General features: G+C 61.2%; 30 protein-coding genes and 1 tRNA gene. 15 read left to right on the forward strand and 16 right to left on the reverse strand.

The window, feature by feature from the left end; translation table 11 throughout:
* Positions 1-28 precede the first annotated feature (28 nt).
* From AC07XM_RS11770 to adhP, 3 genes are all read right to left on the reverse strand, one after another.
* Positions 29-283 (reverse strand): hypothetical protein, encoded by a 255-nt coding sequence (locus AC07XM_RS11770; RefSeq protein ID WP_146024521.1) that lies wholly within the window; start codon positions 281-283, stop codon positions 29-31.
* 668 nt (positions 284-951) lie between these two features.
* Positions 952-1,158: a DUF6434 domain-containing protein gene (locus tag AC07XM_RS11775; RefSeq protein WP_016487945.1), complete on the reverse strand. Its 207-nt coding sequence runs from the start codon at positions 1,156-1,158 to the stop codon at positions 952-954.
* A 77-nt stretch (positions 1,159-1,235) separates the two neighbouring features.
* Entirely contained in the window at positions 1,236-2,246 is a 1,011-nt protein-coding gene (adhP, locus tag AC07XM_RS11780; RefSeq protein WP_016487944.1) for an alcohol dehydrogenase AdhP, read from the reverse strand.
* Between the two features lie 422 nt (positions 2,247-2,668).
* On the opposite strand from adhP, the gene AC07XM_RS11785 reads away from it, so the two are divergent.
* On the forward strand, positions 2,669-2,866 hold the full coding sequence (locus AC07XM_RS11785; RefSeq protein WP_016487943.1) for a hypothetical protein: 198 nt from the start codon (positions 2,669-2,671) through the stop codon (positions 2,864-2,866).
* 1 nt (position 2,867) lies between these two features.
* Here the strand turns inward: AC07XM_RS11785 and AC07XM_RS11790 are convergent, their stop codons facing one another.
* Together AC07XM_RS11790 and AC07XM_RS11795 are read right to left on the reverse strand one after the other, a co-directional pair.
* Positions 2,868-3,281, reverse strand: coding sequence for a DoxX family protein (locus tag AC07XM_RS11790; protein ID WP_016487942.1), 414 nt, complete (start codon positions 3,279-3,281; stop codon positions 2,868-2,870).
* A gap of 104 nt (positions 3,282-3,385) precedes the next feature.
* Positions 3,386-3,470, reverse strand: a tRNA-Leu gene (locus AC07XM_RS11795).
* Between the two features lie 198 nt (positions 3,471-3,668).
* On the opposite strand from AC07XM_RS11795, the gene AC07XM_RS11800 reads away from it, so the two are divergent.
* The 4 genes from AC07XM_RS11800 (at position 3,669) to AC07XM_RS11815 (ending at position 6,992) form a co-directional block, all read left to right on the forward strand.
* Complete coding sequence (locus AC07XM_RS11800; RefSeq protein WP_016487941.1) at positions 3,669-3,944, forward strand: hypothetical protein; 276 nt, start codon at positions 3,669-3,671, stop codon at positions 3,942-3,944.
* Positions 3,945-4,014: 70 nt separating this feature from the next.
* Positions 4,015-5,175, forward strand: coding sequence for a two-component system sensor histidine kinase NtrB (locus AC07XM_RS11805; RefSeq protein WP_102689108.1), 1,161 nt, complete (start codon positions 4,015-4,017; stop codon positions 5,173-5,175).
* Between the two features lie 5 nt (positions 5,176-5,180).
* Positions 5,181-6,626: an ATPase domain-containing protein gene (locus tag AC07XM_RS11810; protein ID WP_016487939.1), complete on the forward strand. Its 1,446-nt coding sequence runs from the start codon at positions 5,181-5,183 to the stop codon at positions 6,624-6,626.
* A 12-nt stretch (positions 6,627-6,638) separates the two neighbouring features.
* Positions 6,639-6,992, forward strand: coding sequence for a response regulator (locus AC07XM_RS11815; RefSeq protein ID WP_016487938.1), 354 nt, complete (start codon positions 6,639-6,641; stop codon positions 6,990-6,992).
* A 36-nt stretch (positions 6,993-7,028) separates the two neighbouring features.
* Here AC07XM_RS11815 and csrA read toward each other — a convergent pair whose 3' ends face one another.
* The 8 genes from csrA to AC07XM_RS11855 all read right to left on the reverse strand — a co-directional run bounded on the left by csrA (position 7,029) and on the right by AC07XM_RS11855 (position 12,859).
* The gene (csrA, locus tag AC07XM_RS11820) at positions 7,029-7,226 is read right to left on the reverse strand and encodes a carbon storage regulator CsrA (RefSeq protein ID WP_012051904.1); all 198 of its coding nucleotides are present in this window, start codon (positions 7,224-7,226) and stop codon (positions 7,029-7,031) included.
* 253 nt (positions 7,227-7,479) lie between these two features.
* Entirely contained in the window at positions 7,480-8,502 is a 1,023-nt protein-coding gene (locus tag AC07XM_RS11825; RefSeq protein ID WP_102689109.1) for a DNA topoisomerase IB, read from the reverse strand.
* A gap of 57 nt (positions 8,503-8,559) precedes the next feature.
* On the reverse strand, positions 8,560-9,651 hold the full coding sequence (modC, locus tag AC07XM_RS11830; protein WP_016487936.1) for a molybdenum ABC transporter ATP-binding protein: 1,092 nt from the start codon (positions 9,649-9,651) through the stop codon (positions 8,560-8,562).
* 1 nt (position 9,652) lies between these two features.
* Complete coding sequence (modB, locus tag AC07XM_RS11835) at positions 9,653-10,333, reverse strand: molybdate ABC transporter permease subunit (protein ID WP_016487935.1); 681 nt, start codon at positions 10,331-10,333, stop codon at positions 9,653-9,655.
* The gene (gene modA / locus AC07XM_RS11840) at positions 10,333-11,091 is read right to left on the reverse strand and encodes a molybdate ABC transporter substrate-binding protein (RefSeq protein WP_060517203.1); all 759 of its coding nucleotides are present in this window, start codon (positions 11,089-11,091) and stop codon (positions 10,333-10,335) included. The genes modB and modA overlap by 1 nt, the downstream gene beginning before the upstream one ends.
* Before the next feature lie 187 nt (positions 11,092-11,278).
* On the reverse strand, positions 11,279-12,355 hold the full coding sequence (locus AC07XM_RS11845; protein WP_016487933.1) for an NAD(P)H-dependent flavin oxidoreductase: 1,077 nt from the start codon (positions 12,353-12,355) through the stop codon (positions 11,279-11,281).
* Positions 12,356-12,378: 23 nt separating this feature from the next.
* Positions 12,379-12,549 (reverse strand): hypothetical protein, encoded by a 171-nt coding sequence (locus AC07XM_RS11850; RefSeq protein WP_095115567.1) that lies wholly within the window; start codon positions 12,547-12,549, stop codon positions 12,379-12,381.
* Positions 12,550-12,556: 7 nt separating this feature from the next.
* On the reverse strand, positions 12,557-12,859 hold the full coding sequence (locus AC07XM_RS11855) for a DUF1883 domain-containing protein (protein WP_016487931.1): 303 nt from the start codon (positions 12,857-12,859) through the stop codon (positions 12,557-12,559).
* Between the two features lie 160 nt (positions 12,860-13,019).
* Between AC07XM_RS11855 and AC07XM_RS11860 the strand changes: the two genes are divergently transcribed.
* From AC07XM_RS11860 to AC07XM_RS11895, 8 genes are all read left to right on the forward strand, one after another.
* On the forward strand, positions 13,020-13,379 hold the full coding sequence (locus tag AC07XM_RS11860) for a hypothetical protein (protein WP_016487930.1): 360 nt from the start codon (positions 13,020-13,022) through the stop codon (positions 13,377-13,379).
* A 77-nt stretch (positions 13,380-13,456) separates the two neighbouring features.
* Positions 13,457-14,107 (forward strand): c-type cytochrome, encoded by a 651-nt coding sequence (locus AC07XM_RS11865; protein ID WP_016487929.1) that lies wholly within the window; start codon positions 13,457-13,459, stop codon positions 14,105-14,107.
* Positions 14,104-15,021 (forward strand): c-type cytochrome, encoded by a 918-nt coding sequence (locus AC07XM_RS11870; protein WP_016487928.1) that lies wholly within the window; start codon positions 14,104-14,106, stop codon positions 15,019-15,021. The genes AC07XM_RS11865 and AC07XM_RS11870 overlap by 4 nt, the downstream gene beginning before the upstream one ends.
* A 299-nt stretch (positions 15,022-15,320) precedes the next feature.
* Positions 15,321-16,160: a UTP--glucose-1-phosphate uridylyltransferase GalU gene (galU, locus tag AC07XM_RS11875; RefSeq protein WP_016487927.1), complete on the forward strand. Its 840-nt coding sequence runs from the start codon at positions 15,321-15,323 to the stop codon at positions 16,158-16,160.
* 99 nt (positions 16,161-16,259) lie between these two features.
* The gene (gene gorA, locus AC07XM_RS11880) at positions 16,260-17,615 is read left to right on the forward strand and encodes a glutathione-disulfide reductase (RefSeq protein ID WP_016487925.1); all 1,356 of its coding nucleotides are present in this window, start codon (positions 16,260-16,262) and stop codon (positions 17,613-17,615) included.
* Positions 17,616-17,881: 266 nt separating this feature from the next.
* Complete coding sequence (gene ahpC, locus AC07XM_RS11885; RefSeq protein WP_004375926.1) at positions 17,882-18,445, forward strand: alkyl hydroperoxide reductase subunit C; 564 nt, start codon at positions 17,882-17,884, stop codon at positions 18,443-18,445.
* 127 nt (positions 18,446-18,572) lie between these two features.
* Positions 18,573-20,135: an alkyl hydroperoxide reductase subunit F gene (gene ahpF, locus AC07XM_RS11890; protein WP_102689110.1), complete on the forward strand. Its 1,563-nt coding sequence runs from the start codon at positions 18,573-18,575 to the stop codon at positions 20,133-20,135.
* Between the two features lie 155 nt (positions 20,136-20,290).
* Positions 20,291-20,479, forward strand: a complete 189-nt coding sequence (locus AC07XM_RS11895; RefSeq protein WP_016487923.1) for a hypothetical protein — start codon at positions 20,291-20,293, stop codon at positions 20,477-20,479.
* A 4-nt stretch (positions 20,480-20,483) separates the two neighbouring features.
* Here the strand turns inward: AC07XM_RS11895 and AC07XM_RS11900 are convergent, their stop codons facing one another.
* The 3 genes from AC07XM_RS11900 to nhaR all read right to left on the reverse strand — a co-directional run bounded on the left by AC07XM_RS11900 (position 20,484) and on the right by nhaR (position 23,505).
* Positions 20,484-21,131: a YceH family protein gene (locus AC07XM_RS11900; protein ID WP_102689111.1), complete on the reverse strand. Its 648-nt coding sequence runs from the start codon at positions 21,129-21,131 to the stop codon at positions 20,484-20,486.
* A gap of 129 nt (positions 21,132-21,260) precedes the next feature.
* The gene (gene sstT / locus AC07XM_RS11905; RefSeq protein WP_031312121.1) at positions 21,261-22,472 is read right to left on the reverse strand and encodes a serine/threonine transporter SstT; all 1,212 of its coding nucleotides are present in this window, start codon (positions 22,470-22,472) and stop codon (positions 21,261-21,263) included.
* 139 nt (positions 22,473-22,611) lie between these two features.
* Positions 22,612-23,505: a transcriptional activator NhaR gene (gene nhaR, locus AC07XM_RS11910; protein WP_060517211.1), complete on the reverse strand. Its 894-nt coding sequence runs from the start codon at positions 23,503-23,505 to the stop codon at positions 22,612-22,614.
* A 131-nt stretch (positions 23,506-23,636) separates the two neighbouring features.
* Between nhaR and AC07XM_RS11915 the strand changes: the two genes are divergently transcribed.
* Entirely contained in the window at positions 23,637-23,876 is a 240-nt protein-coding gene (locus AC07XM_RS11915; protein ID WP_024717747.1) for a hypothetical protein, read from the forward strand.
* Positions 23,877-23,905: 29 nt separating this feature from the next.
* Positions 23,906-24,658: a TerC family protein gene (locus AC07XM_RS11920; RefSeq protein ID WP_016487918.1), complete on the forward strand. Its 753-nt coding sequence runs from the start codon at positions 23,906-23,908 to the stop codon at positions 24,656-24,658.
* Positions 24,659-24,701 lie beyond the last annotated feature (43 nt).

Consider the following 24,701-nt stretch of genomic DNA (forward strand, 5'->3'; position numbering starts at 1 on the left):
TCTCGCTCCAAGCCGCCGGCCATAAAGGTCATTGCTCTACGATGCAGATCCAGCGGTGGTTGTATCTGTAAGGCGCTCTGGTAAATGCAACCTCTGATACCAGGTTCATGCCGTGCTGCTTAAGCGCCTCGGTCAGTTGAGCGAGTGTCTCTGCTTGGATAGTCATTGCTGTCACCTCGTCAGATTTACTGCGTTCATTATTCTTGACCGAACAGGCAGCTACCGAATTCATTTTTTTGAGTGACGGTTTCGAGCCTTTACGCGCAGCCAGTGACCATGTCATGCGCAAGCGCTATCGCTTTCTGTGTATTGGGTTACATCGGTGGGGTAAGGGCGACGAGCCGCGAAAAGCAGCTGCTTCATTATGAAAATGAGTCAGCCGGTTTTACCTGGAACAGGCTCATGACTGTGTCGAGGAATTGTGGCTTGTTGCCGCTTGGCTGCCCACGAGGCATTAAGCACGTTGACGCCCAGGCAGTGGGAAACGCAGTGAACTTCTGAGAGGGGTAATCGCTCTGAGGTTGGCCGTTACGTTAGATGCGTGGCGCCCCCCCTCTCTCAACGCTTATCTGCGGAATGACTGACATGTTTTCGGAAGACTTTTACGGCGTGTTTCTGGTAGCTGAGGCCGTGCTGGCATTCACTGTGCTGGCCGTTGCTTTTCACTGGAATCGAAGCGCATAACCCCTCAAGGATGGCGTCCTGCGTGCCCTCTCCCAGGCACTTATCTTGAACCTCTGCTCTGAAACGCTGGTCTTCAGCATGAGAGGCATCCTTCTTCGGCTTCCTCATCAAAGATTGAAATGTTCTGAAGCTAGGGTTGTACCGAAGCCAATTCCATTATTGACGGAGTCAGGAAATGGATTATTCCAGCATGGTTGAATCGTTGGACAAAATGCTGAAAGACGCGGCTGGCGCGCAGTCCGGGTTGCAGGGGGCAGGTGCCGGTTGTCATCGATGGAGTCGCTGCCATTCGTCCGCGACTTCGCCCATCGTCGACGGTGCCCCGGTTTTGATCCATGCCATAAAGGAGCGGTCGAACCGGAATGACGGGCCGCACTCACTGAGCAGAAACTGACGCACTTTGTGCGTGTTGCGGTAATGCTTGTCTAGCGCGGTGGTGCGGGTAATCGGCCCGGCGTGCCAGTCGACGCTCATGGTCTGCTCCTTGACTGCGAAAAGGCACAAAGCCCGTAGACCAAAAATCTACAGGCCTTGTCGGCGTGTGAAAATAGTCAGTCTTCGAACTGGATCACCATGCGGCCTTTGATCGTGCCCTCCAGCATCTCGTCAAAGATCTGGTTGATATCTTCGATCGGTCGCAGCGTCACCTTGGGCACGACTTTGCCTTCTGCGGCAAACTGGAAGGCTTCCTGCAGGTCCTGGCGTGTACCGACCAATGAGCCCACTACTTCAATCCCATCCAGCACCAGGCGGGGAATGTTCAGGTCCATGGACTCCGACGGAAGCCCGACAGCAACCAGTCGCCCGCCAGCGCGCAAGGCATCGACGGCCGAGTTGAATGCGCCTTTGGCGACGGCAGTCACTACGGCAGCGTGGGCGCCACCGGTCTTGGCCTGGATAACCTTCGCGGCGTCTTCGTTGAGCGGGTTGACCACCAAATCTGCGCCCATTTCGCTGGCGAAGCGCAGTTGCTGTTCATTGACGTCGATGGCGATCACTTTCGCGTTGAAGACGTTCTTGGCGTATTGCAGGGCCAGGTTGCCCAGCCCGCCGAGGCCGTAGATGGCGATCCACTGGCCGGGGCGGATGTTGGAGATTTTCACCGCCTTGTAGGTCGTGACGCCAGCGCAGGTAATGCTGCTGGCGGCAGCGGAATCGAGGCCGTCGGGTACTTTGACCGAGTAATCGGCGTTGACGATGCAGGCCTCTGCCATGCCGCCGTCCACGGTGTACCCGGAGTTCTTCACCTCGCGGCACAGGGTTTCGTTGCCGCTGTTGCAGTACTCGCAATGCCCGCAACCCTGATAGAACCAGGCAACACTGGCACGGTCGCCCGGTTTGAGCGAGGTAACCCCCGGCCCGACTGCCTGGACCACGCCGATACCTTCATGGCCCAGCACGACGCCGGTCTTGTCACCGAAGTCGCCATTCTTTACGTGCAGGTCGGTGTGGCACACACCGCAGCATTGCATCTTCAGCAGCGCTTCGCCGTGTTCGAGGGGGCGCAGGGCTTTCTCTACTATGTCCACGCGACGGCCTGGTGCAACGACAGCAGCTTTCATAAGAGCCTCCGTGTCTATCTGAGTGAGCTTGGGTTATCGCCGGGTTAGCATAGCCCTTGGCGGGCCGGGCAAAACTGCTACAGGTCATGCGCGGCTGGATTAGCAGGTGTAGCAGCGGCCCTGCGTATGCTTCATGAACACGTCGCAAAAAGAAAAGCCCGCGGCAATGATGCGGCGGGCTTCAAGAACGTACGGAGCAGGGTCAGTGTGCCGGTCTGGTTGTGAGTATTTCGTGAAGCTCAGGTCATGAGGCTGTCATGTTCCCTGGGCCATAAAAAAGCCCGCCATGAAAGGCGGGCAAAAGACGTTTGAAGGGAGAGCCTGCAGGCTGCACCCGGCCGGTTAACCCAGGATTAAGCGGAACACATTGACCTTGGCACCTGATCAGCCTATACAGGCCTGCCATCACCCCAGGAGCCAGCATGCACGACCAAGACGACCTGCACGAACCCGAGCATGATCACTTGCTTGACCATGAATTTCTCTACGAAGACATGGAGCCCGAGGCGGATGCCCAAGGCGCCGAGGATGAAGTGGAAGAAGATGAGGAAACGCTGGATGACCTTGATGATGAAGAGCGTGATCACCCAGCCTGGTTCGATGACTGCGAAGACGACTGACTCAGCGCCCGTCCACCGAGAAACGCCCAGGGCCGCTCACTGCCAGCAACAGCAAGCCACCCATGATGGCAAGGTTTTTCAGGAACTGGGTCATGTTGGCGCTGCGTTCGGGGTCGACCATGTTCCAGAACGGGTGGCCCAGCAGTGCCGTACCCAGCACGAACAGTGCGAATAGAAATGCCAGCGGGCGGGTGTAAAAGCCCAGGATGAGCAGGATGCCGACGACGAACTCCATGAGCACGGCAATCGCTGCCGCCAGCATGGGGGCAGGGGCGCCGAGCGACGTCATGTAGCCAACCGTGCCATCAAAGCCGGTCAGCTTGGCCCAGCCAGACAAGACGAACAAAATCATCAGCAGTACGCGGGCAATCAGGATAATGATGTCGCGTTGGCCATCTAGCAGCGAGTAGCGCATGGCGGCGTTCCAGTGGAAGAGGACACGCTCCACTTTAGCAGCTGCGCCAAGGATTGCTGGCAGGCAGCAAAAAGGCGCCGCAAGGGCGCCTTTTCGAGGAAGTTTGGTGCGAGTGGCGGGACTCGAACCCGCAAGGCTCACGCCGACAGATTTTAAGTCTGCTGTGTATACCAATTCCACCACACTCGCACGCTTGAAAGGGTCGTGACGACCAGCCCGCTTCTAGGCAGAAGGGCTTTGCAATCAAGCGCGCTTTATAACCCATTGTTATATTTGAGTCAACTGCAGCACCTATGATCAACAGAAGGGTTGGACCACTGGGCAATTGACACCTTGGTGTCATTACGCCACTGTTGCCGCCTTTATTGGATCCAAGAGTATGCCGCGATGACTCGGTCTGACCCTTGCACGCAAGTGGCGCGCCCACGGCTGTTCTGGCGGCTGCTATTTGCCCAGGTGATGGTGTTGGGCGCGTTTCTGTTCCTCAGCCTGATAAGCCTGGGTGGCTACCTGTTGATGCTCGGTTTCGATGCTGAGCACCCACAGCCGCAGCGGTGGATGGCTTTGGTGGGCGGAGGGGTTATCATGCTGGTTGGCCTGTGGCTGTTGAGGGTGGCGATGCCACGGCGCATCAGCCCCGTGCTGGTCGAGCCTGAACGCTGACCATCGCTAGCCGCTGGCGGGCACCCTCGGCTAACGTTTATGTCCCTTGCGCTGTGCCAGTGGAGTCTTCATGGTTTCAGCTGACTGCCTCGACAACCCCGTCATGCCTGAACACCGCTATGAGCAGCTGGTTCAGTCTGTGGTGGATTACGCCATCTACATGCTGAATACGTCTGGCCATGTGGTGTCGTGGAATGCCGGGGCGCAACGGATCAAAGGCTACCGCGCCGATGAAGTGATCGGCCAGCATTTCTCGCTGTTTTTCACCCCCCAGGACTGCGCCGACGGCCGCCCTGAGCGCTTGCTGCGCCAGGCGCTGGAGGAAGGAGTGGCGCAGGATGAGGGCTGGCGCGTGCGCAAGGATGGCACACAGTTCTGGGCCCTGGCGGCGCTGGATGTGATCCGCGATGACCAAGGGCAGATCATCGGCCTGGCCAAGGTCACGCGGGACATCACCGACCGCCGCGAGTCGGCGATGCAACTGGATGCAGTGCGCGCCCAGTTGTTCCAGGCGCAGAAGCTGGAAGCTCTCGGCCAGTTGACCGGGGGGCTGGCGCATGATTTCAACAACATGCTCACCATCATCATCAGTTCCGCGCGACTGGCGCTCGCCAGCAAAGACCCGGCGCGCATCGAGCGCATGTTGCAGCACATTCTCGTCGCCGGGCAGCGGGGCACTGAACTGACCCAGCAGCTGCTCAGCTTTGCTCGCCACCGTCAGCTCGATGTAGCGCGTGTCGCACCGGCAGACCTGGTCGCTGCTACCCGCGGCCTGTTGGAGCACGCACTGCCCAGCTCGATAGAGCTACAGGTGCAGTTGGAAGCGGACTTGCCGTTGATTGAAGTGGATGCCGGGCAGTTGCAGATGGTGCTGCTGAACCTGCTGTTCAACGCCCGCGATGCTATCGCAGAGGAGGGCCGGATAGGTCTGACAGTCGATGTGGTTGAGCTGGCTGGCGAGGTGGGAGGGCTGCACGGCAGCTTTGTGCGCTTCGTGGTGGAAGACAGTGGTGGAGGGATTGCACCAGAAATTCTGCCGCGCATCTTCGAGCCATTCTTCACGACCAAGGCGTTCGGCAAGGGTACTGGCCTGGGCCTTAGCCAGGTATATGGCTTTGCCAGGCAGAGCGGTGGCGCCATCCACGTCGACAGTGAGCCCGGCCATGGAACTTTCATGCAGCTTTACTTGCCAACGTATCAGGACAAGACCAACAGCCCACTCGACAGGTAAGCATCATGGCGCAGGCACTCAGGCGGTTGGTGACAGGTATCGAAGGGCTCGATGCGCTGCTCAAGGGGGGGCTGGTAGCCGGAGCCTCCTACATCATTCAAGGCCCGCCGGGTGCCGGCAAAACTATCCTGGCCAATCAGCTGGCCTACGGGCACGTGCGCTCGGGTGGCCGCGTGCTGGTCGCCACCTTGTTGAGCGAGTCGCATGAGCGGCTGTTCCAGTACCTGTCCACCCTGGACTTTTTTGACCCGACGCTGGTTGGCGATCAGATACAGTTTGTCAGTGCCTTCGATACCCTTGAGCAGGAAGGTCTGGATGCTGTGGTGCGGCTGCTGCGCCAGGAAATCGCCCGGCAGCAGGCCAGCCTGCTGATTGTCGACGGTGTGCTCAATGCCCGGGTGCGTGCCGAAACCACGCTGGACACCAAGAAATTCGTCTCCGAGCTGCAGGGCCATGCGGCCTTTGCCGGCTGCACCGTCCTGCTGCTCACCAGTGCGCGGCTGGACGAGGGCAGCCCGGAGCACACCATGGTCGACGGGGTAATCGAGTTGGGTGAGCAACTGGTGGGCAGCCGCGCCGTGCGCCATATCCAGTTGCGCAAGACCCGCGGCAGTGCGGCGTTGTCGGGGCGCCATGAATGCCTTATCAATGAAAGCGGCATGCAGGTCTATCCGCGCCTGGAAGCGTTGTTCAGCCACCCGAGCCAGATGGGCAGCGCCACCCCGGCGCGCATCAGCAGTGGTGTGTCATCCCTGGATGAGATGCTCGAAGGCGGCCTGGCGATGGGTTCGGTCAGCCTGTTGATCGGGCCCTCTGGTATTGGCAAGACATCATTGGGGCTAGCCTTTCTTGGCGCCAGCACCGTGCAGGCGCCGGGGCTGCATTTCGGCTTTTATGAAACGCCCGAACGCCTGCGCAACAAGGCTGCGTCGCTGGGTTATGACTTTGCAGCGATGGAGCAGGACGGTAGCCTGCAGTTGTGTTGGCAGCCGACTACCGAGGGCCTGCTAGACCAGATCGGCGCGCGCCTGCTCGAACGTGTCGAGGCGCAGGGCAGCAAGCGCGTGCTGATTGACAGCCTTGGGGCATTCAGTCGCCTGGCCGTCGATCCGGCGCGGCTCAATGGGTTTTTCCGCGCCATCGCCGGCGAGCTGCGTGCGCGTGATGTGAGCGTGATGTTGACTTGGGAAATGCGCGACATCTTCGGCGCGGAAATCAGCGCTCCGGCCCCGGACCTGTCGAGCATTGTCGACAACCTGATGCTGATGCGCTTCGTCGAGCTGGATTCTCAACTACGGCGCATGCTGTCGATCCTCAAGGTGCGTGACAGTCACCATGACCCGGCCTTGCACGAACTGTTGATCGGGCCGCAGGGCATTAGCTTGCGCAAGGCGTTCGAAGGCGCCAGTGGTGTGCTCTCGGGAACGCCCGTGCCGCAGGGGAGCGGGTGACGGAGCAAACCGATGAACACCATCCTGATCGTCGATGACGAATACCTGATTGCCGATATCCTTGGTTTTGCCCTGGAGGACGAAGGCTATCTGGTAGAAAAGGCGAGCAACGGCTGCAAGGCACTGGAGGCCTTGAAGGAAAAGCGCGTTGAGCTGGTGATCACCGACTACATGATGCCGCTGCTCAATGGTGAGGAGCTGGTTCGTGCCATGCGCCAAGACCCATTGCTGTGCGAATTGCCAGTCATTCTGATGAGCGGCGCACAGGCCAGCCAAGGATGCCCGGCCCTGTTCGCCGCCATATTCGACAAGCCTTTCGACATGGACGAGATGATCGCCAAGGTGCGCCAGTTGTTGGGCACCTGAGCCTGGCGATCAAGCGCAGCCATGTTCCCTGGGGGCTCAGTGTGAGTCTTCGTGTTTCTCCGGGGCCGGGCTGCCAGCCTGAATACGCTTGAAGATCTCTTCGCGATGGACCTGAACATCTTTCGGTGCATCGATACCGATCCTCACCTGCATCCCTTTGACGCCCAGAATGGTGACTTTGATGTCATCGTTGATGACGATGCTTTCGCCAACCTTACGGGTGAGTATCAGCATGTAGTTCTCCTTGGTAATGTAAGAGTCCGCCGGCCTATTTGCCGCAGCGGTGGGAGCTTGTCCCTCTTCCTTCTCATTAAAGACGCTTTCGGCGGATAAGAATTCCCAGACAGACAAATTCTGTTGCGTGTCTTCACTTGCAGGGGCCGGTGCAAACCGTCAACGGTTTGTCGGCCGAGGTGCTCGATGGCAAGGATAGGGGGCTTGGACGCTAATGGGAAATTTCTTCGCATCATGGGCTAGATAGACAGGCTTAATGGTCATCCTGTTCCTCAAGCGCCTGAAGAAACAGCAATAATGCCACTTCTTCGGGGTCCAGGCCTTTGCGTACACGGTTTTTTGGCAAACTGGCCAAACGCCCCAGTGCATAGTGCTCCAGTACTGCCGGGTGGATATAGCAGCGCCTGCAGACTGCCGGCGTATTACCCAAGCGCGTTGCGACCTGGCGGACTATCGCCGCGACCTGGCGTTTGGCTTCGCTTTCCGGCTCCCAGGCCAGCGGTTTAAGTAAGTCCAGCGCCAAGCTGCTGCCGGCCCAGGTGCGGTAATCCTTGGCGGTAAAGTCCGCGCCGGTCAGTTGCTGCAGAAACTGGTTCACCTCACCCGAGCCTACGCTGTGGCGCTGGCCGTCTTCATCCAGGTACTGGAACAGCGCTTGCCCAGGTAACTCCATGCAGCGTTTGAGCAGGCTGGCCAGGCGCCGGTCGTTGAGGGTGACATTGTGTTCGACGCCGCGCTTGCCGCGAAACTGGAAGCGGATGGTGCTGCCTCTGACTTGTACGTGGCGGTTGCGCAGGGTGGTCAGGCCGTACGACTGGTTATCGCGCAGGTAGCGCTGGTTGCCGATGCGGATCAGGGTGTGGTCCAGCAGGCTCACCACCAGCGCCATGACTTTTTCCCGGTCCAGCCCTGGGCGAGCCAAGTGGGCCTCCAGTTGCGCGCGCAGCTTGGGCAGCGCTTTGGCGAAGGCCAGCATGCGCCCGTACTTGTGCTGGTCGCGCAGTTCGCGCCACTGCGCGTGATAACGGTACTGCTTGCGGCCACGGGCATCACGGCCGGTTGCCTGCAGGTGGCCCTGCGGGTCGGTGCAGATCCACACATCGGTATAGGCCGGGGGGATTACCAGGGCGGCGATGCGCGCAAGGGTTTCGCTGTCGCGTACCCGTTGGCCATCCGGATCCAGGTAAATGAAACGGTCACGCCAGCGTCGCCGGGTCAGGCCCGGCTGGCTGTCGTCAACGTAATGCAGCGTGCGCGGCAGGGGGCAGTCGAGCATAGGGTGCGGGCCTTGATCGGGTCACTGATCAATGGACAACACCTGAGCGCAGGATGCTCAGCCTAAAAGGGCCACCGACTTGATCTGGGCGAACAGTACCTGGCCCGGGTGCAAGCCGAGCTGGTCTGCCGAGAAGCGGGTGATGCGCGCAAGCAGGGCATTGCCACCGGCATCCAGGCTGACCAGCACATGCGCCGGGTTGTCCGCCGGGCGGCTATCACGCACACGCACTGGCAGGCGGTTGAGGATGCTTGACGTACTGTCTGCCGCCAGTGCCAGGCTTACGTCCCGGGCCTGCACCTTGACCCGCAGCGTGCTGCCCATCGTATGCGCCGGGTGGGCGATGCGCAGCAGCGGCCCGCTACTGCCGGGCAGGCGCAAGTCGAGCAGGTCGTAGTGCGGATCGTGGCCCACCACCATGCCCTCGAACACCACGCCAGCATCGTCGCCCTGGGCCAGCGACAGGTCCAGGCGGGCCAGGGTTTCGCCGATCGGGCCGCTGGCGACCGCCCTGCCTTGTTCAAGCAAGACCAGATGGTCGGCCAGTCGCGCCACTTCATCCTGGGCATGGCTGACGTACACCAACGGGATGTCCAGTTCGTCGTGCAGGCGCTCCAGGTAGGGCAGGATCTCGCGCTTGCGAGGCCCGTCCAGCGCCGCCAGCGGTTCATCCATCAACAACAGCCGTGGGCTGCTGAGCAAGGCGCGGGCAATGCCCACCCGCTGCGCCTCGCCGCCAGACAAGGTTGCCGGGCGGCGCTCCAGCAAGTGGCCGATACCCAATAGCTGGCAAGCCTGGTCGAGGCTGACCTTGCGTTCAGCAGCCGCTACCCGGCGCCAGCCGAATTCCAGGTTACCGCGTACCGACAGGTGCGGGAACAGGCTGGCCTCCTGGAACACGTAGCCCACCGGGCGCAGGTGCGGCGCCTGGAAGTAGCCGCGGGCGCTGTCTTCCCAGACTTCGCCATTAACCTCGATGTAGGCACTGGCGGCCCGTTCCAGGCCGGCCAGGCAGCGAAGGCAGCTGGTCTTGCCGGAGCCCGAGTGGCCGAACAGCGCGCTGATGCCGCGCCCGGGCAGGTGCAGGTCAACGTCCAGGGTGAAGTCGTCGCGCGCCAGGTTCAGGCGCGCCACTATCGATGCGGTCATGTCAGCTCCAGCCAGCTTTGCCGCGGCGTCCGGCGTACAGCAAGAGCAGCACCAGGAAAGAGAACACCAGCATGGCACCGGCCAGCCAGTGGGCTTGCGAATACTCCATGGCCTCGACGTGATCGAAGATTTGCACCGACACCACTCGGGTCTTGTCGGGAATGTTGCCGCCGATCATCAGCACCACGCCAAATTCGCCCACGGTATGGGCGAAGCCGAGGATGCTGGCCGTGACGAAGCCGGGGCGGGCGAGCGGCAGCACCACATGAACGAAGGTGTCCCATGGGCTGGCGCGCAGGGTAGCGGCGACTTCCAGCGGTCGCTGGCCGATGGCGCCAAAGGCATTCTGCAGCGGCTGCACGACGAACGGCATGGAGTACACCGTCGAACCGATCACCAAGCCTGTGAAGCTGAACACCACGCTGCCCAGGCCCAGTGCCTGGGTAGCCTGGCCTAGCCAGCCGTGTGGCCCCAGGGCGATCAGCAGGTAAAAGCCGATCACCGTCGGAGGCAGTACCAGCGGCAGTGCCACTACCGCACCCACCGGGCCGCGTAGCCATGAGCGCGTGCGCGCCAGCCACCAGGCGATGGGGGTGCCGATGACCAGCAGGATCAGCGTGGTCAGGCTGGCCAGCTTGACGGTCAGCCAGATGGCACCCAGGTCACTGGCGTCCAGGGGCATCAGCGTTCATAGCCGTAGGACTTGATCACCGCTGCGGCTTTCGGACCTTTCAGGTATTCGACCAGCGCCTTGGCGGCAGCATTGTCCTTGCCTTTGTTAAGGATCACGGCGTCCTGGCGGATCGGGTCGTGCAGGTTGGCCGGTACGATCCAGGCCGAGCCGTTGGTTACCTTGCCGTCCTTGTAGATCTGCGACAGCGCAACGAAGCCCAGCTCGGCATTGCCGGTGGAGACGAACTGGAAGGCCTGGGTGATGTTCTGGCCTTCGACAATCTTGCCCTTGGTGGCTTCGGTGAGCTCCAGCTTGTCCAGCACCTGGGTGGCGGCCAGGCCGTAAGGTGCCGCTTTCGGGTTGGCGATGGACAGGTGTTTGTAGTCGTTCTTCTTCAGCACGTCACCCTTGGCGTCTACGTAGCCTTCTTTCGCCGACCACAGGGCCAGGGTGCCGATGGCGTAGGTGAAGCGCGACCCGGGGACAATTTCCTTTTCTTCTTCAAGCTTCTTCGGGGTGCTGTCGTCAGCGGCGAGGAACACTTCGAACGGTGCGCCGTTCTTGATCTGTGCGTAGAACTGCCCAGTGGCGCCGTAGGCCGCGACCAGTTTGTGGCCAGTGTCTTTTTCGAAGTCCTTGGCGATGGCCTGGATGGGGGCAGTGAAGTTGGCTGCGACCGCGACCTGGACTTCGTCGGCCCAGGCAGTGTTGAAGGCGAACAGGGTGGCCAGGGCGGTGGCGGCCAAGTGGGAGGGGCGGATACGCATCAAGACAGCTCCTTGGGGTTATCGTTATGTCCTGAACTATATAGCGATAGGCCATTTGCCGGGAAGGGGCTGGGTGATGCATTTGCAGGCTCGGCCTCTTCGCAGCACAAGGCTGCTCCTACAGGCGCCGCACCTTTTTAGGAGCAGCCTTGTGCTGCGAATAGGCCGAGCCTGTATATGAAGATGCCTAACGATTAACCAAGGCCAGTGCCTTTTCGGCAATCTCCCGGGTCAGCTCCCCCGCAGGCATGTGCCTACCCAACCTCAGAGCCTGCCCTGCCCAGAGGTTGCTGAAGTCACTGTTACCCTGCGGATCGGTGATCGCCCGCAAAGGCATCAGTGCCCCACCCGCCAGCGGGAAGCGCGGTGCCAGGTCGCTCATCGGCCCTAGCTCGCGCATGATGCGGTTGTTGATGCCACGCGCCGGTCGGCCGGTAAACAGGTTGGTCAACGCCGTGTCGCTGGCGGGCGCGCTGTCCAGCGCCTGGCGGTGCGCCGGCGAAACCTTGGCCTCGGGGCAGAACAGGTAAGCCGTGCCGATCTGCACTGCCGAAGCGCCCAAGGCCAGTGCCGCCACCAGGCCGCGGTGGTCACCGATACCGCCTGCGGCAATCACCGGCACGCTGACCGCGTCCACCACCTGCGGCACCAGGGCAAAGGTGCCGATCTGGCTGGTAATGTCGTTGCTGAGGAACATGCCCCGATGGCCACCGGCTTCATAACCCATGGCGATGATCGCGTCACAGCCATTGCGTTCCAGCCAGACTGCTTCTTCCACCGTCGTCGCGCTGGACAGGACCTTGGCACCACTGGCCTTCACCCGATGCAGCAGGTCAGCCTGGGGCAGGCCGAAGTGGAAGCTCACCACCTCCGGGCGCAGTTGCTCGATCAGCTGGCAGCTTTGTTCGTCGAACGGCGCACGGTTGGACACTGGCGTGGGGGCCGTGAAATCGGCACCCGTTTCGCTGTAATAAGGCTCAAGCGCCTGCTTCCAGCGTGCATCACGCTCGGCATCGGGCGCTGGCGGCTGATGGCAGAAGAAGTTCAGGTTCAGCGGGCGGCCCGGGCAAGCCTTTCGAAAGGCTGCGATCTCGCCACGCACCTGTTCGCCTGTGAGCATGGCGCAGGGCAGGGCGCCAAGCCCCCCGGCGTCGGCCACGGCAATGGCCATGGCCGAACCGCTGGCACCGGCCATGGGCGCCTGCAGAATGGGCAACTCGATGCCCAGCAGATCGAGGATACGACGGTCGGGCCAGTTGCTCATGCAGTTCTCCTTGGCGCGCAGCCTTACAGTGCCTTGCTCACCTGAATGTCGCTGATCTTGTCGGCGTCGTCGCCGTGGATCTTGCGCAGGGCATCGAGGGCCTGCTCCTGCGAGGCGTCGGGCATGACGGCGAAATCCCAGCGGCGCTCGCCGTCGAGCTTGTATTTGATGACGTATTTGATGTTCTGGGTCATGGCAGTCTTATCTGAGTTTCGACGAAGAGCGACGGATGATCTTGATCTTGTGGCTCAAGGTTGGCTTGCGCGTCACCGAGATCGGGCGCGTGGTCACGGTGTCGATGGTGATGTTCCAGAAACCGGTGCTGGGTACCGTAATTTTGGCCGGGAAGTCGACAAACTGACCGCCGTGGTAGGTGTGACGGCCGCCGTTCTTGAAGCTGCGGAAGTTGGCGTCGTTCATCAGGCGGATATTGCAGCGCTGGGAGCATTCGATGACGACGATGTCGTCCTCGTTGAGGTGCTCGCGCTGGTGGACGAATTTCATGTGATGCTCCGCAAGGGTTGGATCTGTAAAGGCAAAAGATACCACGATGTGTCGCTACACTGGCGCGCTCGATGGTCAGGCCCCGCTAAATCTGCCAATGCAGGGAGCAAAACGGCCTGGTTGTGGTCGAACTGGATTCTTGAAGGCTGAGGTGCTCTAAATGAAGTGGATGGTGGCGGTGGTGTCTTTGGCTCTGGGCGGTTGTGTGAGTGTTTCGGAACTGGAGCAATCCCACGAGACGCTGGATGTGATTTCCGGCAAGACCCCGCGTGAATATGCCGACTGCATCAAGCTAAAGCTGGCTGATACGCGCGATCCGTTGGTAGAGGAGCCACGTGGCGACGGCCTGCGCCTGATCGTGCCGCAGAAAATCAGCTCCGGGGCAGGCCCTGCGGCGCTGGTGGACATCGACAAGCGTGGCGGCGGCAGCAGCATCAAGCTGCATGAGCGGCTGAACAACTTCCCCCTGCGCCTGGGCGATGTGCGCACGGCGGCCACCCAGTGCATCTCCGGACATTGATCTGAGGCAACGGACCTTCCTGTCTTTGCTTATATGTTTTAAGCCTAAACATATAACAAAAGAAAAGGAGATTCGTGATGACACCGTTCAGACGCGCCCTGGTCGGCGGCATGCTGGTCCTGGCCTGGCCCATGGCACATGCCGTGGAGGGCCAGAAAATCTTCACCCAGGGTGGGGCCAACCCCGCCGCCATGGCGTGCCTCGGGTGCCATGGCCCGGACGGCAAAGGTATCGCCGCTGCCGGCTTTCCACGTCTGGCCGGGTTACCGGCCGGTTACCTCAGCAAGCAATTGCACGATTGGCGCAGCGGCAGCCGCAAGCAGCCGGTGATGGAGCCATTGGCCAAGGCCTTGACCGAGGATGAAATCGAGGCGGTGAGTGCCTATCTGGCCAGCCTGCCGGCCGACCCCGCCAGCAAGTTGTGGCGCCAGCAAATCGCCGTTGACCCTACCACCCGAATGGCCCTTTACGGCGACTGGAGTCGTCAGATCCCGGGGTGTGTGCAGTGCCATGGTCCTGGCGGCGGTGGCGTTGGCGAACACTTTCCGCCTTTGGCCGGCCAGCCTGCCAGTTACCTGGTGGCCCAGCTCAATGCCTGGCGTGACGGCAGCCGCAGCAATGACCCCAACCAGCTGATGGTTGGCGTGGCCAAGGCCATGACCGATGAGGAGATCAAGGCTGTTGCCGAGTTCTTCGCCCGCGCCGTCAGCCAGGAGGTCAAGCCATGAAACCGATGATTCCAACGCTGTTGCTGTTGGCCATGGGCAGCGCCCAGGCGGCCGTGCCGATCGCCATGGAAGATCAGTCGCAGTTGAACGTGCCTGGCCTGCAGGCTGCGCCGCAGTTCGTGCCGCCCGCTGAAAACGCGTTGCCCGACAACGCCTTTGGCAAGATGGTGCGCGAGGGCCATGCCCTGTTCGTCGATACACGCCGGCTGATGCCCGAGGCCGTGGGCAACGGCATGAACTGCAGTAACTGCCACCTCGACCAGGGGCGGCTGGCGCATTCGGCGCCGATGTGGGGCGCTTATCCGATGTACCCCGCATACCGCAAGAAAAACGACAAGGTGAATACCTATGCCGAGCGGATCCAGGGGTGCTTCCAGTTCAGCATGAATGGCAAGCCACCTGCCGCTGACAGCCCGCAAATGACGGCATTGGCGACCTATGCCTACTGGCTTTCGACCAAGGCGCCAACGGGGGTGGAAATTGCCGGGCGGGGTTACCCGGAAGTGCCGCAGCCCCAGGGCGGCTATGACTTCAAACGTGGCCAGCAGGTGTACCGCGAGCAATGCGCGATCTGCCATGGCGACAACGGTGAAGGGCAGAAGGTGGCCGGTGAGTACGTGATGCCGCCGTTGTGGGGCAAGGAGTCCTACAACTGGGGCGCCGGTATGCACCGTATCAACACAGCGGCGTCGTTCATCAAGTCCAACATGCCGCTGGGCAAGCCGGGCAGCCTCAGCGATCAGCAGGCCTGGGACGTGGCGGCGTGGATCAACCGCCACGAACGGCCGCAGGACCCGCGGTTGGTCGAGGGCTCCATCGAGAAGACGCGGGTGAAGTTCCATGCCAATGACGGCGTGAACCTGTATGGTCAGAAGGTAGATGGGGTGCTGATCGGGCAGGGCACCGGTAGCTGATGCAGCACCTGTGCCGGCCTCTTCGCGGGTGAACCCGCTCCCACAAAATCTGTGCAGAGCTCAGGCCTGATGCGGTACCTGTGGGAGCGGGTTTGCCCGCGAAAGGGCCGGTACAGGCACCCTTATTTTGCTGTCATCCGCCCGTCATGTGTGACGTTATTATTTACGATCCCCCGGAACTATCTACACTGGGTTATCTCTATGATGGCATCGGTCGCTATCGGGGGGCATTGTAAGGTGAGTGCCGCCTGATTAGACTGCGGCGAATTCCACAGGCCTAGCCTTTGTTAAGGACGTATATGATCAAAAAATGCTTGTTCCCGGCGGCCGGCTACGGCACTCGCTTCCTGCCCGCAACCAAAGCCATGCCCAAGGAAATGTTGCCGGTGGTCAACAAGCCACTGATCCAGTATGGCGTTGAAGAAGCATTGGATGCTGGTCTGAACGAAATCTCCATCGTGACCGGCCGCGGCAAGCGCGCCCTGGAAGACCACTTCGACATCAGCTACGAGCTGGAAAACCAGATCAAGGGCACCGACAAGGAAAAATACCTGGTGGGCATCCGTCGCCTGCTCGACGAGTGCTCGTTCTCCTACACCCGTCAGACCGAAATGAAAGGCCTGGGCCACGCGATCCTCACCGGCCGCCCGCTGATTGGCGACGAGCCGTTTGCAGTGGTGCTGGCGGACGACCTGTGCGTCAACCTTGACGGTGACGGTGTGCTGGCGCAGATGGTCAAGCTGTTCAAGCAATACCGCTGCTCGATCGTCGCGATCCAGGAAGTCGATCCGCAGGAAACCAACAAGTATGGCGTCATTGCCGGCGAGGAAATCCGTGACGGTATCTTCCGTGTGGACTCGATGGTCGAGAAGCCCAAGCCTGAAGATGCGCCATCGAACCTGGCCATCATCGGCCGCTACATCCTGACCCCGGATATCTTCGAGAAGATCGAGCAGACCGAGCCGGGCAAGGGTGGCGAGATCCAGATCACCGACGCGCTGATGAAGCAAGCGGCCGAAGGTAACGTGATCGCCTACAAGTTCAAGGGCAAGCGTTTCGACTGCGGTGGTGCCGAAGGCTACATCGAGGCGACCAACTTCTGCTTCGAGAACTTCTACAAGGCTGGCAAGGCTTACTGATAAGCCCCGCAGGTCATAGAGAGCCACCCTTCAGGGTGGCTTTTTTGTTTGCAGTGGCCAACGGCGTTATGCTGTGCGCCTGCCTAGGAGAGTGAATACATGGCCTACGATTTTGATCTGTTCGTGATTGGTGCCGGGTCCGGCGGTGTGCGCGCAGCGCGCTTTGCGGCGAGCTTCGGCGCAAAAGTGGCAGTGGCCGAAAGCCGCTACCTGGGTGGCACCTGCGTCAACGTCGGCTGCGTGCCAAAAAAACTGCTGGTGTACGGCGCGCATGTCGCGGACGAACTGGAGCAGGCCGCGGGTTACGGCTGGACCCTGGAAGAAGGGCATTTCGACTGGGGCACCCTGATTGCCAACAAGAACCGCGAGATCGAGCGCCTCAACGGCATCTACCGCAACCTGCTGGTCAACAGCGGCGTCACCCTGCTGCAGGGCCATGCACGCCTGACCGGTGCCAATGAAGTGGAGGTGGAAGGCCAGCGCTACACCGCCGAGCACATCCTTATCGCTACCGGTGGCTGGCCGCAGATCCCGGACATACCGGGCAAGGAACTGGCGATCACCTCCAACGAAGCGTTCTACCTCAAGGCGCTGCCAAGGCGGGTGCTGGTGGTCGGCGGTGGCTACATTGCCGTCGAGTTCGCCGGTATCTTCCAGGGCCTGGGGGCCGACACCACGCTGCTGTACCGTGGCGACCTGTTCCTGCGCGGCTTCGATGGCTCGGTGCGCACGCACCTGAAGGAAGAACTGGAAAAGCGTGGCCTCGATCTGCAATTCAATGCCGACATCCAGCGTATCGACAAGCTTGAAGATGGCAGCCTCAAGGCCACCCTGAAGGACGGCCGCGAGCTGGTTGCAGACTGTGTTTTCTACGCTACAGGCCGGCGCCCGATGCTGGACAACCTGGGCCTGGAAAACACCGGTGTCGAGCTGGATGCGCGTGGTTACATTCGTGTCGACGAGCAGTACCAGACGACTGCGCCTTCGATCCTGGCCATTGGCGATGTGATCGGCCGTGTGCAGCTTACCCCGGTGGCCCTGGCTGAAGGCATGGCCGTGGCGCGGCGCCTGTTCAAGCCGGAGCAGTACCGCCCGGTGGACTACCAGAACATCCCGACGGCGGTGTTCAGCCAGCCGCCTATCGGTACTGTTGGCCTGACCGAGGAGCAGGCGCTGGAGGCCGGGCACAAGGTGCAGGTGTTCGAAAGCCGTTTCCGCGCCATGAAGCTGACCCTGACCGACATTCAGGAAAAGACCCTGATGAAGTTGGTGGTGGATGCCGAGACTGACAAGGTGCTGGGTTGCCACATGGTTGGCCCTGACGCTGGCGAGATCATCCAGGGCTTGGGCATTGCCCTGAAGGCCGGTGCGACCAAGCAGCAATTCGACGAAACCATCGGCGTGCACCCGACGGCGGCCGAAGAGTTCGTGACCATGCGTACAGTCACTCGTTAATGGCACTGGCCTCATCGCCGGCAAGCCAGCTCCCACAGGTATTGCAAGTCCATGGGCCTGCGCGGTACCTGTGGGAGCTGGCTTGCCGGCGATGGGGCCAATGAATGCAGCGCAATCCTTTGCTCAGCCCATTCCCTTCTATTAATTAACCCCGGTTATAGCCAAAACCAATCACAAGCATGAGCTTTGCCAATGAGCCTTCAGCGGGATGATTAGTTAGGATTCTATCCATCAACTGATTCCAACCCCATGAAGGAGCGTCTCTCATGCCAATCATCAACAGCCAAGTCAAACCGTTCAACGCCACCGCCTACCACAAGGGGGAGTTCGTCCAGGTCAGCGAAGCCGACCTGAAAGGCAAGTGGTCTGTCGTGTTCTTCTACCCGGCTGACTTCACCTTCGTCTGCCCGACCGAGCTGGGTGACCTTGCCGACAACTACGCCGAGTTCCAGAAACTGGGTGTGGAAATCTACGGCGTGTCCACCGACACCCACTTCACCCACAAAGCCTGGCACGACACCTCGGACACCATCGGCAAGATCCAATACCCGCTGATCGGTGACCCGACCCACGTCATTTCGCGCAACTTCGACGTGCTGATCGAAGAAGCCGGCCTGGCGGATCGCGGTACCTTCGTGATCAACCCGGAAGGCCAGATCAAGATCGTCGAACTGAACGACGGTGGTGTAGGCCGCGATGCTGCCGAACTGCTGCGTAAAGTGAAGGCTGCCCAGTACGTTGCCGCCCACCCAGGCGAAGTGTGCCCGGCCAAGTGGAAAGAAGGCGAAGCCACTCTGGCGCCATCGCTGGACCTGGTAGGCAAGATCTAAGGTCATGCCCATAACGTGGGCGGTAAGCAGCCGCCAAAGCTGAAATACCTACCGCCCCGTCAAACGCCCGGGCGACATCGCCTGGGCGTTTTTGTATCCGAGTTTTGAAAAAAAAGGAATCGCCCGTATGTTGGACGCCACGCTTAAATCGCAACTGAAAACCTACCTGGAGCGGGTCACCCAGCCGATCGAGATCGTAGCCTCCCTCGACGACGGCGCGAAGTCCCGCGAATTGCACGACCTGCTGGTGGAAATTGCCGGTTTGTCGAACCTCATTACCTTCAGCGCAGACGGTACCGATGCCCGTCGCCCGTCGTTCTCGCTGAACCGCCCGGGTAGCGATATCAGCCTGCGCTTCGCCGGTATACCCATGGGCCACGAATTCACCTCGCTGGTGCTGGCGCTGCTGCAAGTGGGCGGTCACCCGTCCAAGGCCAGTGCCGAGGTGATCGAGCAGATCCAGGCGCTGGAAGGCGAGTTCACCTTCGAAACCTACTTCTCGCTGTCGTGCCAGAACTGCCCGGACGTGGTCCAGGCACTTAACCTGATGGCGGTGCTCAACCCCAATGTGCGCCACGTGGCCATTGATGGTGCGCTGTTCCAGGATGAAGTGGAAGCGCGCAAGATCATGGCGGTGCCCAGCGTGTACCTGAACGGCGAAGTGTTCGGCCAGGGCCGCATGGGGCTGGAAGAAATCCTAAGCAAGATCGACACCAATGCCGGCGCTCGCCAGGCCGAAAAGATCAACGCCAAGGATGCCTTTGACGTGCTGGTGGTCGGGGGTGGCCCAGCCGGGGCTGCAGCGGCCATCTACGCCGCACGCAAAGGCATCCGCACCGGTATCGCCGCCGAGCGTTTCGGTGGCCAGGTGCTCGATACGCTGGCCATCGAGAACTTCATCTCGGTGCAGGAAACCGAAGGGCCGAAGCTTGCCACTGCATTGGAAGAACACGTCAAGCAATACGATGTGGACATCATGAGCCTGCAGCGCGGCGAGGCGCTGATTCCGGCCACCGATGGCGGCCTGCATGAAGTACGCCTGGCCGGCGGCGCCTCGCTCAAGGCCAAGACCGTGATCCTGGCCACGGGCGCCCGCTGGCGCGAAATGAACGTGCCGGGCGAGCAGGAATACCGCGGTCGCGGCGTGGCCTACTGCCCGCACTGTGACGGCCCGCTGTTCAAAGGCAAGCGCGTGGCGGTGATTGGCGGCGGTAACTCAGGCGTGGAAGCGGCCATCGACCTGGCCGGTATCGTTGCCCAGGTGACGCTGATCGAGTTCGACAGCCAACTGCGTGCCGATGCGGTATTGCAACGCAAGCTGCACAGCCTGCCGAACGTGAAAGTGATCACCAGCGCGCTGACCACCGAAGTGCTGGGCAATGGTGAGAAAGTGACCGGCCTGCGCTACAAGGACCGCACGACCGATCAGCAGCACGAGGTGGCGCTGGAAGGCATCTTCGTGCAGATCGGCCTGCTGCCGAATACCGATTGGCTGAAAGGCACCGTCGAGCTGTCGCCGCGCGGCGAGATCATCGTCGATGCCAAGGGCCAGACCAGCATCCCAGGTGTGTTTGCCGCAGGTGACGTGACCACCGTGCCGTACAAGCAGATCGTGATTGCAGTGGGTGAAGGGGCCAAGGCTTCGCTGGCAGCCTTCGACCACCTGATTCGTACTTCGGCACCGGCATAAGCCTACGCTGGCCCTATCGCCGGCAAGCCAGCTCCCACAGGTGATCACAGCATTCGAAACTGTGGTGCACCTGGGGGAGCTGGTTTGCCGGCGGTAGGGCCTTCGAAGGCTGAGGGTGTCTATGATTAGTGCAGATCCCCTCAGGAATCACGCCTATGACCCTGATCAGCCGCGAACCCTGGTGGCTAGTACCCCCAAAGCCCGGCCAGCAAGAACAGGACCTGCACTGGGGCTACCTGGAAATCTACGCCGACGGCCGCGCCGTGTTTGTCGACCAGCGCCCCAGTGACCGGGAGCTGGCCGAACGCAAGAGCTGCCGCAACTTCCCCGAACGCGAGCCGTGACGGCTTAGCCTTCCAGCTCGGCCAGCCGCGCTTCCAGCGCCGCGATGCGGGCCTCGAGTGCTTCGATGCGGTCTTCCGAAACGCTGCCGCCACTGCTGCGCGCGTTACCTTCCTGTTGACGTGCAGCGAGGATGGTCTCGATCTCTGCCGGGTCGCCCAGCGCATGGGTGTAGCGGTCTTCACGCTGGCCGGCCTGGCGTGGCAGGTGCAAGGCCAGGCCGCGCGAGATCAGGCGCTCCAGCTGGTGCTGGATCTGCTCGGTGTCGTCAAAGTCGTGCAGGCGGTTGCTGCGGGTGAGCAGTTCGTTGAGGGTTTGCGGGCCGCGCAGGAACATCAGGCCCATCAAAATCAGCTGTGCCGGCACCAGCTCCAGGGCCTTGTCCACCCGTTGTTCCCAGCGGTCGGCACGGCTGCCCATCTGCAGGCGGGTCATCCCTTGCCCTTCGAGTGTGCGAAGGGCCTGCCCAACCTGGCCTTGGGTAAGGTTCATCACCGGCTCGCGGCTGGTCTTCTGGTTGCAGGCCAGGACCAGGGCATTAAGGGTCAGCGGGTAGCTTTCCGGGCTGGTGGCCTGCTTCTCGATCAGCGAACCGAGAATACGGATCTCAACGCTGCTGAAGCGGCCTTCATCGGCGGTTTCTTGTTCTGACATGGCCCTGTCTCAATTGCTGGGGAAAGGCCACTAGCCTAGGTAATGCGCCTGGCTTAAGCAATCATTGGCATCATCGCTAGCAGGCGCAGGCTTGCCTTCGATGGGCCGCAAAGCGGCCCTTTGGTCTGCTCAGGCGCTACGCCCCTCTTCGGCTTGGCACGCCGCCGCTGTGAACAGCACATCGGTCGACGAATTCAGCGCTGTCTCGGCCGAATCCTGCAGCACGCCGATAATGAAGCCCACCGCCACTACCTGCATGGCAATTTCGCTGGGGATGCCAAACAGGCTGCACGCCAGTGGAATCAGCAGCAGCGAGCCCCCGGCCACACCCGAGGCGCCACAGGCGCACACCGCCGCCACCACGCTGAGCAGCACGGCCGTTGGCAGGTCCACCGGGATACCCAGGGTATGCACCGCGGCCAGGGTCAGTACGGTAATGGTGATTGCCGCACCGGCCATGTTGATGGTTGCGCCCAACGGGATCGACACCGAGTAGGTGTCTTCATGCAGGCCAAGGCGCTCTGACAGTGCCAGGTTCACCGGGATGTTGGCCGCCGAGCTGCGAGTGAAGAACGCGGTAATGCCGCTTTCGCGCAGGCACAGCAGGGTCAACGGGTAGGGGTTGCGGCGGATTTTCCAGAACACGATCAGCGGGTTCATCACCAGCGCCACGAACAGCATGCAGCCGATCAGCACAGCCAGCAAGTGCAGGTAGCCGAGCAGGGCCTGCAGGCCCGACTGGGCGAGGGTGGAGCTGACCAGGCCAAAGATGCCCAGCGGGGCGAAGCGAATAACCACGCGCACGATAAGGGTCACGCCATTGGACAGGTCTTCGACCACGGTGCGGGTGGTTTCACCCGCATGGCGCAGGGCCACGCCCAGGCCGATAGCCCAGGTCAGCACGCCGATGAAGTTGGCGTTGAGCAGGGCATTGATCGGGTTGTCGACCGCGCTCAGCAGCAAGTTCTGCATCACCTCGGAGATGCCACCCGGGGCGCTCAACGTTGCCTCACCGCTGCTCAGCACCAGGTCGGAGGGGAACAGCATGCTGGCGACCACGGCTACGACCGCTGCGGCGAAGGTACCTAGCAGGTACAGCCAGAGGATCGGCCGGATATGGGTTTCCTGGCCGTGACGGTGGTTGGCGATCGAGGCCATGACCAGGATGAACACCAACACGGGCGCCACGGCCTTGAGGGCGCTGACGAACACCTTGCCCAGGAAGGCCAGGTCGCGGGCGATGGCAGGCGCGAGCAGGGCAACGGCGATGCCCGCGAGCAGGCCGATGACGATCTGTGTCACCAGGCTGGTGCGGTTGAGGAGGCGGAAGACAGGGGTCATGTGCAGCGGCATCTCGGAATCTGGAAAGGGCGAGACTTTACCATAGACCACGTGTACGGCTGTTCTGGCGTCTTCGCCGTGTACCGAGACGTGTGCAGTACCGGTGGGAGCGGTTTCACGGACAAAGACGCCACCACGATCACCAATGAAACAATTCCCGCCGCGCCCCCTCGGTAATCGCGACAATCCCCGGGTGCTTGACCTTGCGCTCTACCGAAATGGCATAGAACGATTCGTGCACGGCCTCGGTCTGGCCGATCAGCGCCACACCATATTGGCGGCACACCTCGTCGGCGATCACGCTGGGGGCGACGAAAATGCCGCTGCCCGACTGGCCGAACGCCTGCATCAGGGCACTGTCATCGAACTCGCCCACGATGCGGGGCTGCAGCTGTTGCTCGCCCAGCCACCGCAGCAAACGGCTGCGCACCACGGTTTCCTGCCCGGGCACCAGCAGCGGAGCATCCTGCAGGCAGGCGGGGAAGGGGCCGTTCAGGCGTTGTGCCAGTGCCGGCGTGGCGAAAAAGCTCAGCCCGCACTCGCCCAGCTTCTGGCTGTAGCCCTTGATGTCCAGATTGCTGGGCATGGGGCTGTCGGAAATCACCAGGTCCAGGCGCTGGATGGCCAGGTCTGCCAGCAACCGCTCAAGTTTGTCTTCGCGGCAGTTGATGCGCAGCACCTCATCCAGCTCCATGGTCGGTGCCAGCAGGCGGTAGACGATGGATTTGGGCACCACATCGGCCACCCCCACACGGAACAGGATCTGCTCCTGCGGGCCGGCGCGCAGCATGGCCTCCAGTTCGCCGCCAATCTGGAACATCTGTTCTGCGTACACCAGCGCCTGGCGGCCGGTCTCGGTCAGCTCCAGTTGGCGGCCGACGCGCTGGAACAGTTCCAGGCCGTAGGTTTGCTCGAACAGGCTGATTTGCCCGCTGATGGTCTGTGGTGTGAGGTTCAGCTGTTCGCTGGCGCGGGTGATGCTGCCCGTCTTGGCCACGGCCCAGAAGTAATGCAGCTGGCGATAGTTGAGCACCGTCGGTCGTCCCGATTCGTAAAACCCGAAGTATACGCCATGAAAATACGAATTTTCCTGAACTGTCGGCATCTCTAGAATGCACCGCATCAGGCGCCATGCGCCGCCGGGATATTTCAAACGAGGACACCATGCTGCAATTCAAATCCATCGGTACCCCATTGGTGCTGGCGTTGGCCCTGTTCACCCTGGCAGGCTGCGACCAAGCCGAGAAATCCGCCCAGCAGATGCTCGACCAGGCCGCCCAGTCGGCCAAGCAGGCCATTGACGACACCAACAAGGCCGCCCAGCAGGCGTTGAACGAGGCTATCGGCGGCGAAGCGCAACAGCCTGAAGATGCCGACAAGAAAAAAGACACCCAGGAAATCTGACCCTAAACCGCCGCTGCAGGATTTGAACAATGGAATACTTGCTGGAACTCGCCGCTAGCCCTACTGCCTGGGTTGCCCTGGCTACATTGGTGGCCATGGAAGTTGTGCTGGGCATCGACAACCTGATCTTCATCTCCATCCTGACCAATAAACTGCCGGTGGAGTACCGCTCCAAGGCACGGCGGATCGGGATCAGCATGGCCTTGGTCATGCGCCTGGCCTTGCTCAGCACGGTGGCCTGGATCGTACAGCTCACCGACCCTGTGGTCGAAGTGTTCGGTAACGCCTTCTCGTGGAAGGACATGATCCTGATTGCCGGTGGCCTGTTCCTGCTGTGGAAGGCGACCAAGGAAATTCACGAAAGCGTTGACCCGCACGGTGCCAAGGAAGAAGCCAAGGTCGGTTCGACTGTAACCCTGGGCTTTGCTGCGGCAATCTTCCAGATCCTGCTGCTGGACATCGTCTTCTCGGTCGACAGCATCATCACCGCTGTGGGCATGACCGAGCACTTGCCGATCATGATCATTGCCGTGATCACGGCAGTCATCGTGATGATGGTGGCCGCTGACCCGCTGGCCAACTTCATCAATGACAACCCGACCGTGGTCATGCTGGCCTTGGGCTTCCTGATCATGATCGGCATGACACTGATCGCCGAAGGCTTTGGCGCTCATGTGCCGAAGGGGTATGTGTATGCGGCCATGGCGTTCTCGACCGCGATCGAGATCCTCAACATTCTGGCTCGCCGGGCGCGTTTGAAGCGTGAGGCTGCTGAAGGTTGATGAAAAAAAGACGGGGCGCATTGCGCCCCGTTCGCGGGTTCTG

It is taken from the genome of Pseudomonas sp. GW460-LB5 (genome assembly GCF_059423245.1).

What these genes read in the sequence shown, in the direction of transcription:
- AC07XM_RS11770 (WP_146024521.1), bottom strand. Translation starts at nt 283, where the DNA reads ATGACATGGTCACTGGCTGCGCGTAAAGGCTCGAAACCGTCACTCAAA.
- AC07XM_RS11775 (WP_016487945.1), bottom strand. Translation starts at nt 1,158, where the DNA reads ATGAGCGTCGACTGGCACGCCGGGCCGATTACCCGCACCACCGCGCTA.
- adhP (WP_016487944.1), bottom strand. Translation starts at nt 2,246, where the DNA reads ATGAAAGCTGCTGTCGTTGCACCAGGCCGTCGCGTGGACATAGTAGAG.
- AC07XM_RS11785 (WP_016487943.1), top strand. Translation starts at nt 2,669, where the DNA reads ATGCACGACCAAGACGACCTGCACGAACCCGAGCATGATCACTTGCTT.
- AC07XM_RS11790 (WP_016487942.1), bottom strand. Translation starts at nt 3,281, where the DNA reads ATGCGCTACTCGCTGCTAGATGGCCAACGCGACATCATTATCCTGATT.
- AC07XM_RS11800 (WP_016487941.1), top strand. Translation starts at nt 3,669, where the DNA reads ATGACTCGGTCTGACCCTTGCACGCAAGTGGCGCGCCCACGGCTGTTC.
- AC07XM_RS11805 (WP_102689108.1), top strand. Translation starts at nt 4,015, where the DNA reads ATGGTTTCAGCTGACTGCCTCGACAACCCCGTCATGCCTGAACACCGC.
- AC07XM_RS11810 (WP_016487939.1), top strand. Translation starts at nt 5,181, where the DNA reads ATGGCGCAGGCACTCAGGCGGTTGGTGACAGGTATCGAAGGGCTCGAT.
- AC07XM_RS11815 (WP_016487938.1), top strand. Translation starts at nt 6,639, where the DNA reads ATGAACACCATCCTGATCGTCGATGACGAATACCTGATTGCCGATATC.
- csrA (WP_012051904.1), bottom strand. Translation starts at nt 7,226, where the DNA reads ATGCTGATACTCACCCGTAAGGTTGGCGAAAGCATCGTCATCAACGAT.
- AC07XM_RS11825 (WP_102689109.1), bottom strand. Translation starts at nt 8,502, where the DNA reads ATGCTCGACTGCCCCCTGCCGCGCACGCTGCATTACGTTGACGACAGC.
- modC (WP_016487936.1), bottom strand. Translation starts at nt 9,651, where the DNA reads ATGACCGCATCGATAGTGGCGCGCCTGAACCTGGCGCGCGACGACTTC.
- modB (WP_016487935.1), bottom strand. Translation starts at nt 10,333, where the DNA reads ATGCCCCTGGACGCCAGTGACCTGGGTGCCATCTGGCTGACCGTCAAG.
- modA (WP_060517203.1), bottom strand. Translation starts at nt 11,091, where the DNA reads ATGCGTATCCGCCCCTCCCACTTGGCCGCCACCGCCCTGGCCACCCTG.
- AC07XM_RS11845 (WP_016487933.1), bottom strand. Translation starts at nt 12,355, where the DNA reads ATGAGCAACTGGCCCGACCGTCGTATCCTCGATCTGCTGGGCATCGAG.
- AC07XM_RS11850 (WP_095115567.1), bottom strand. Translation starts at nt 12,549, where the DNA reads ATGACCCAGAACATCAAATACGTCATCAAATACAAGCTCGACGGCGAG.
- AC07XM_RS11855 (WP_016487931.1), bottom strand. Translation starts at nt 12,859, where the DNA reads ATGAAATTCGTCCACCAGCGCGAGCACCTCAACGAGGACGACATCGTC.
- AC07XM_RS11860 (WP_016487930.1), top strand. Translation starts at nt 13,020, where the DNA reads ATGAAGTGGATGGTGGCGGTGGTGTCTTTGGCTCTGGGCGGTTGTGTG.
- AC07XM_RS11865 (WP_016487929.1), top strand. Translation starts at nt 13,457, where the DNA reads ATGACACCGTTCAGACGCGCCCTGGTCGGCGGCATGCTGGTCCTGGCC.
- AC07XM_RS11870 (WP_016487928.1), top strand. Translation starts at nt 14,104, where the DNA reads ATGAAACCGATGATTCCAACGCTGTTGCTGTTGGCCATGGGCAGCGCC.
- galU (WP_016487927.1), top strand. Translation starts at nt 15,321, where the DNA reads ATGATCAAAAAATGCTTGTTCCCGGCGGCCGGCTACGGCACTCGCTTC.
- gorA (WP_016487925.1), top strand. Translation starts at nt 16,260, where the DNA reads ATGGCCTACGATTTTGATCTGTTCGTGATTGGTGCCGGGTCCGGCGGT.
- ahpC (WP_004375926.1), top strand. Translation starts at nt 17,882, where the DNA reads ATGCCAATCATCAACAGCCAAGTCAAACCGTTCAACGCCACCGCCTAC.
- ahpF (WP_102689110.1), top strand. Translation starts at nt 18,573, where the DNA reads ATGTTGGACGCCACGCTTAAATCGCAACTGAAAACCTACCTGGAGCGG.
- AC07XM_RS11895 (WP_016487923.1), top strand. Translation starts at nt 20,291, where the DNA reads ATGACCCTGATCAGCCGCGAACCCTGGTGGCTAGTACCCCCAAAGCCC.
- AC07XM_RS11900 (WP_102689111.1), bottom strand. Translation starts at nt 21,131, where the DNA reads ATGTCAGAACAAGAAACCGCCGATGAAGGCCGCTTCAGCAGCGTTGAG.
- sstT (WP_031312121.1), bottom strand. Translation starts at nt 22,472, where the DNA reads ATGACCCCTGTCTTCCGCCTCCTCAACCGCACCAGCCTGGTGACACAG.
- AC07XM_RS11915 (WP_024717747.1), top strand. Translation starts at nt 23,637, where the DNA reads ATGCTGCAATTCAAATCCATCGGTACCCCATTGGTGCTGGCGTTGGCC.
- AC07XM_RS11920 (WP_016487918.1), top strand. Translation starts at nt 23,906, where the DNA reads ATGGAATACTTGCTGGAACTCGCCGCTAGCCCTACTGCCTGGGTTGCC.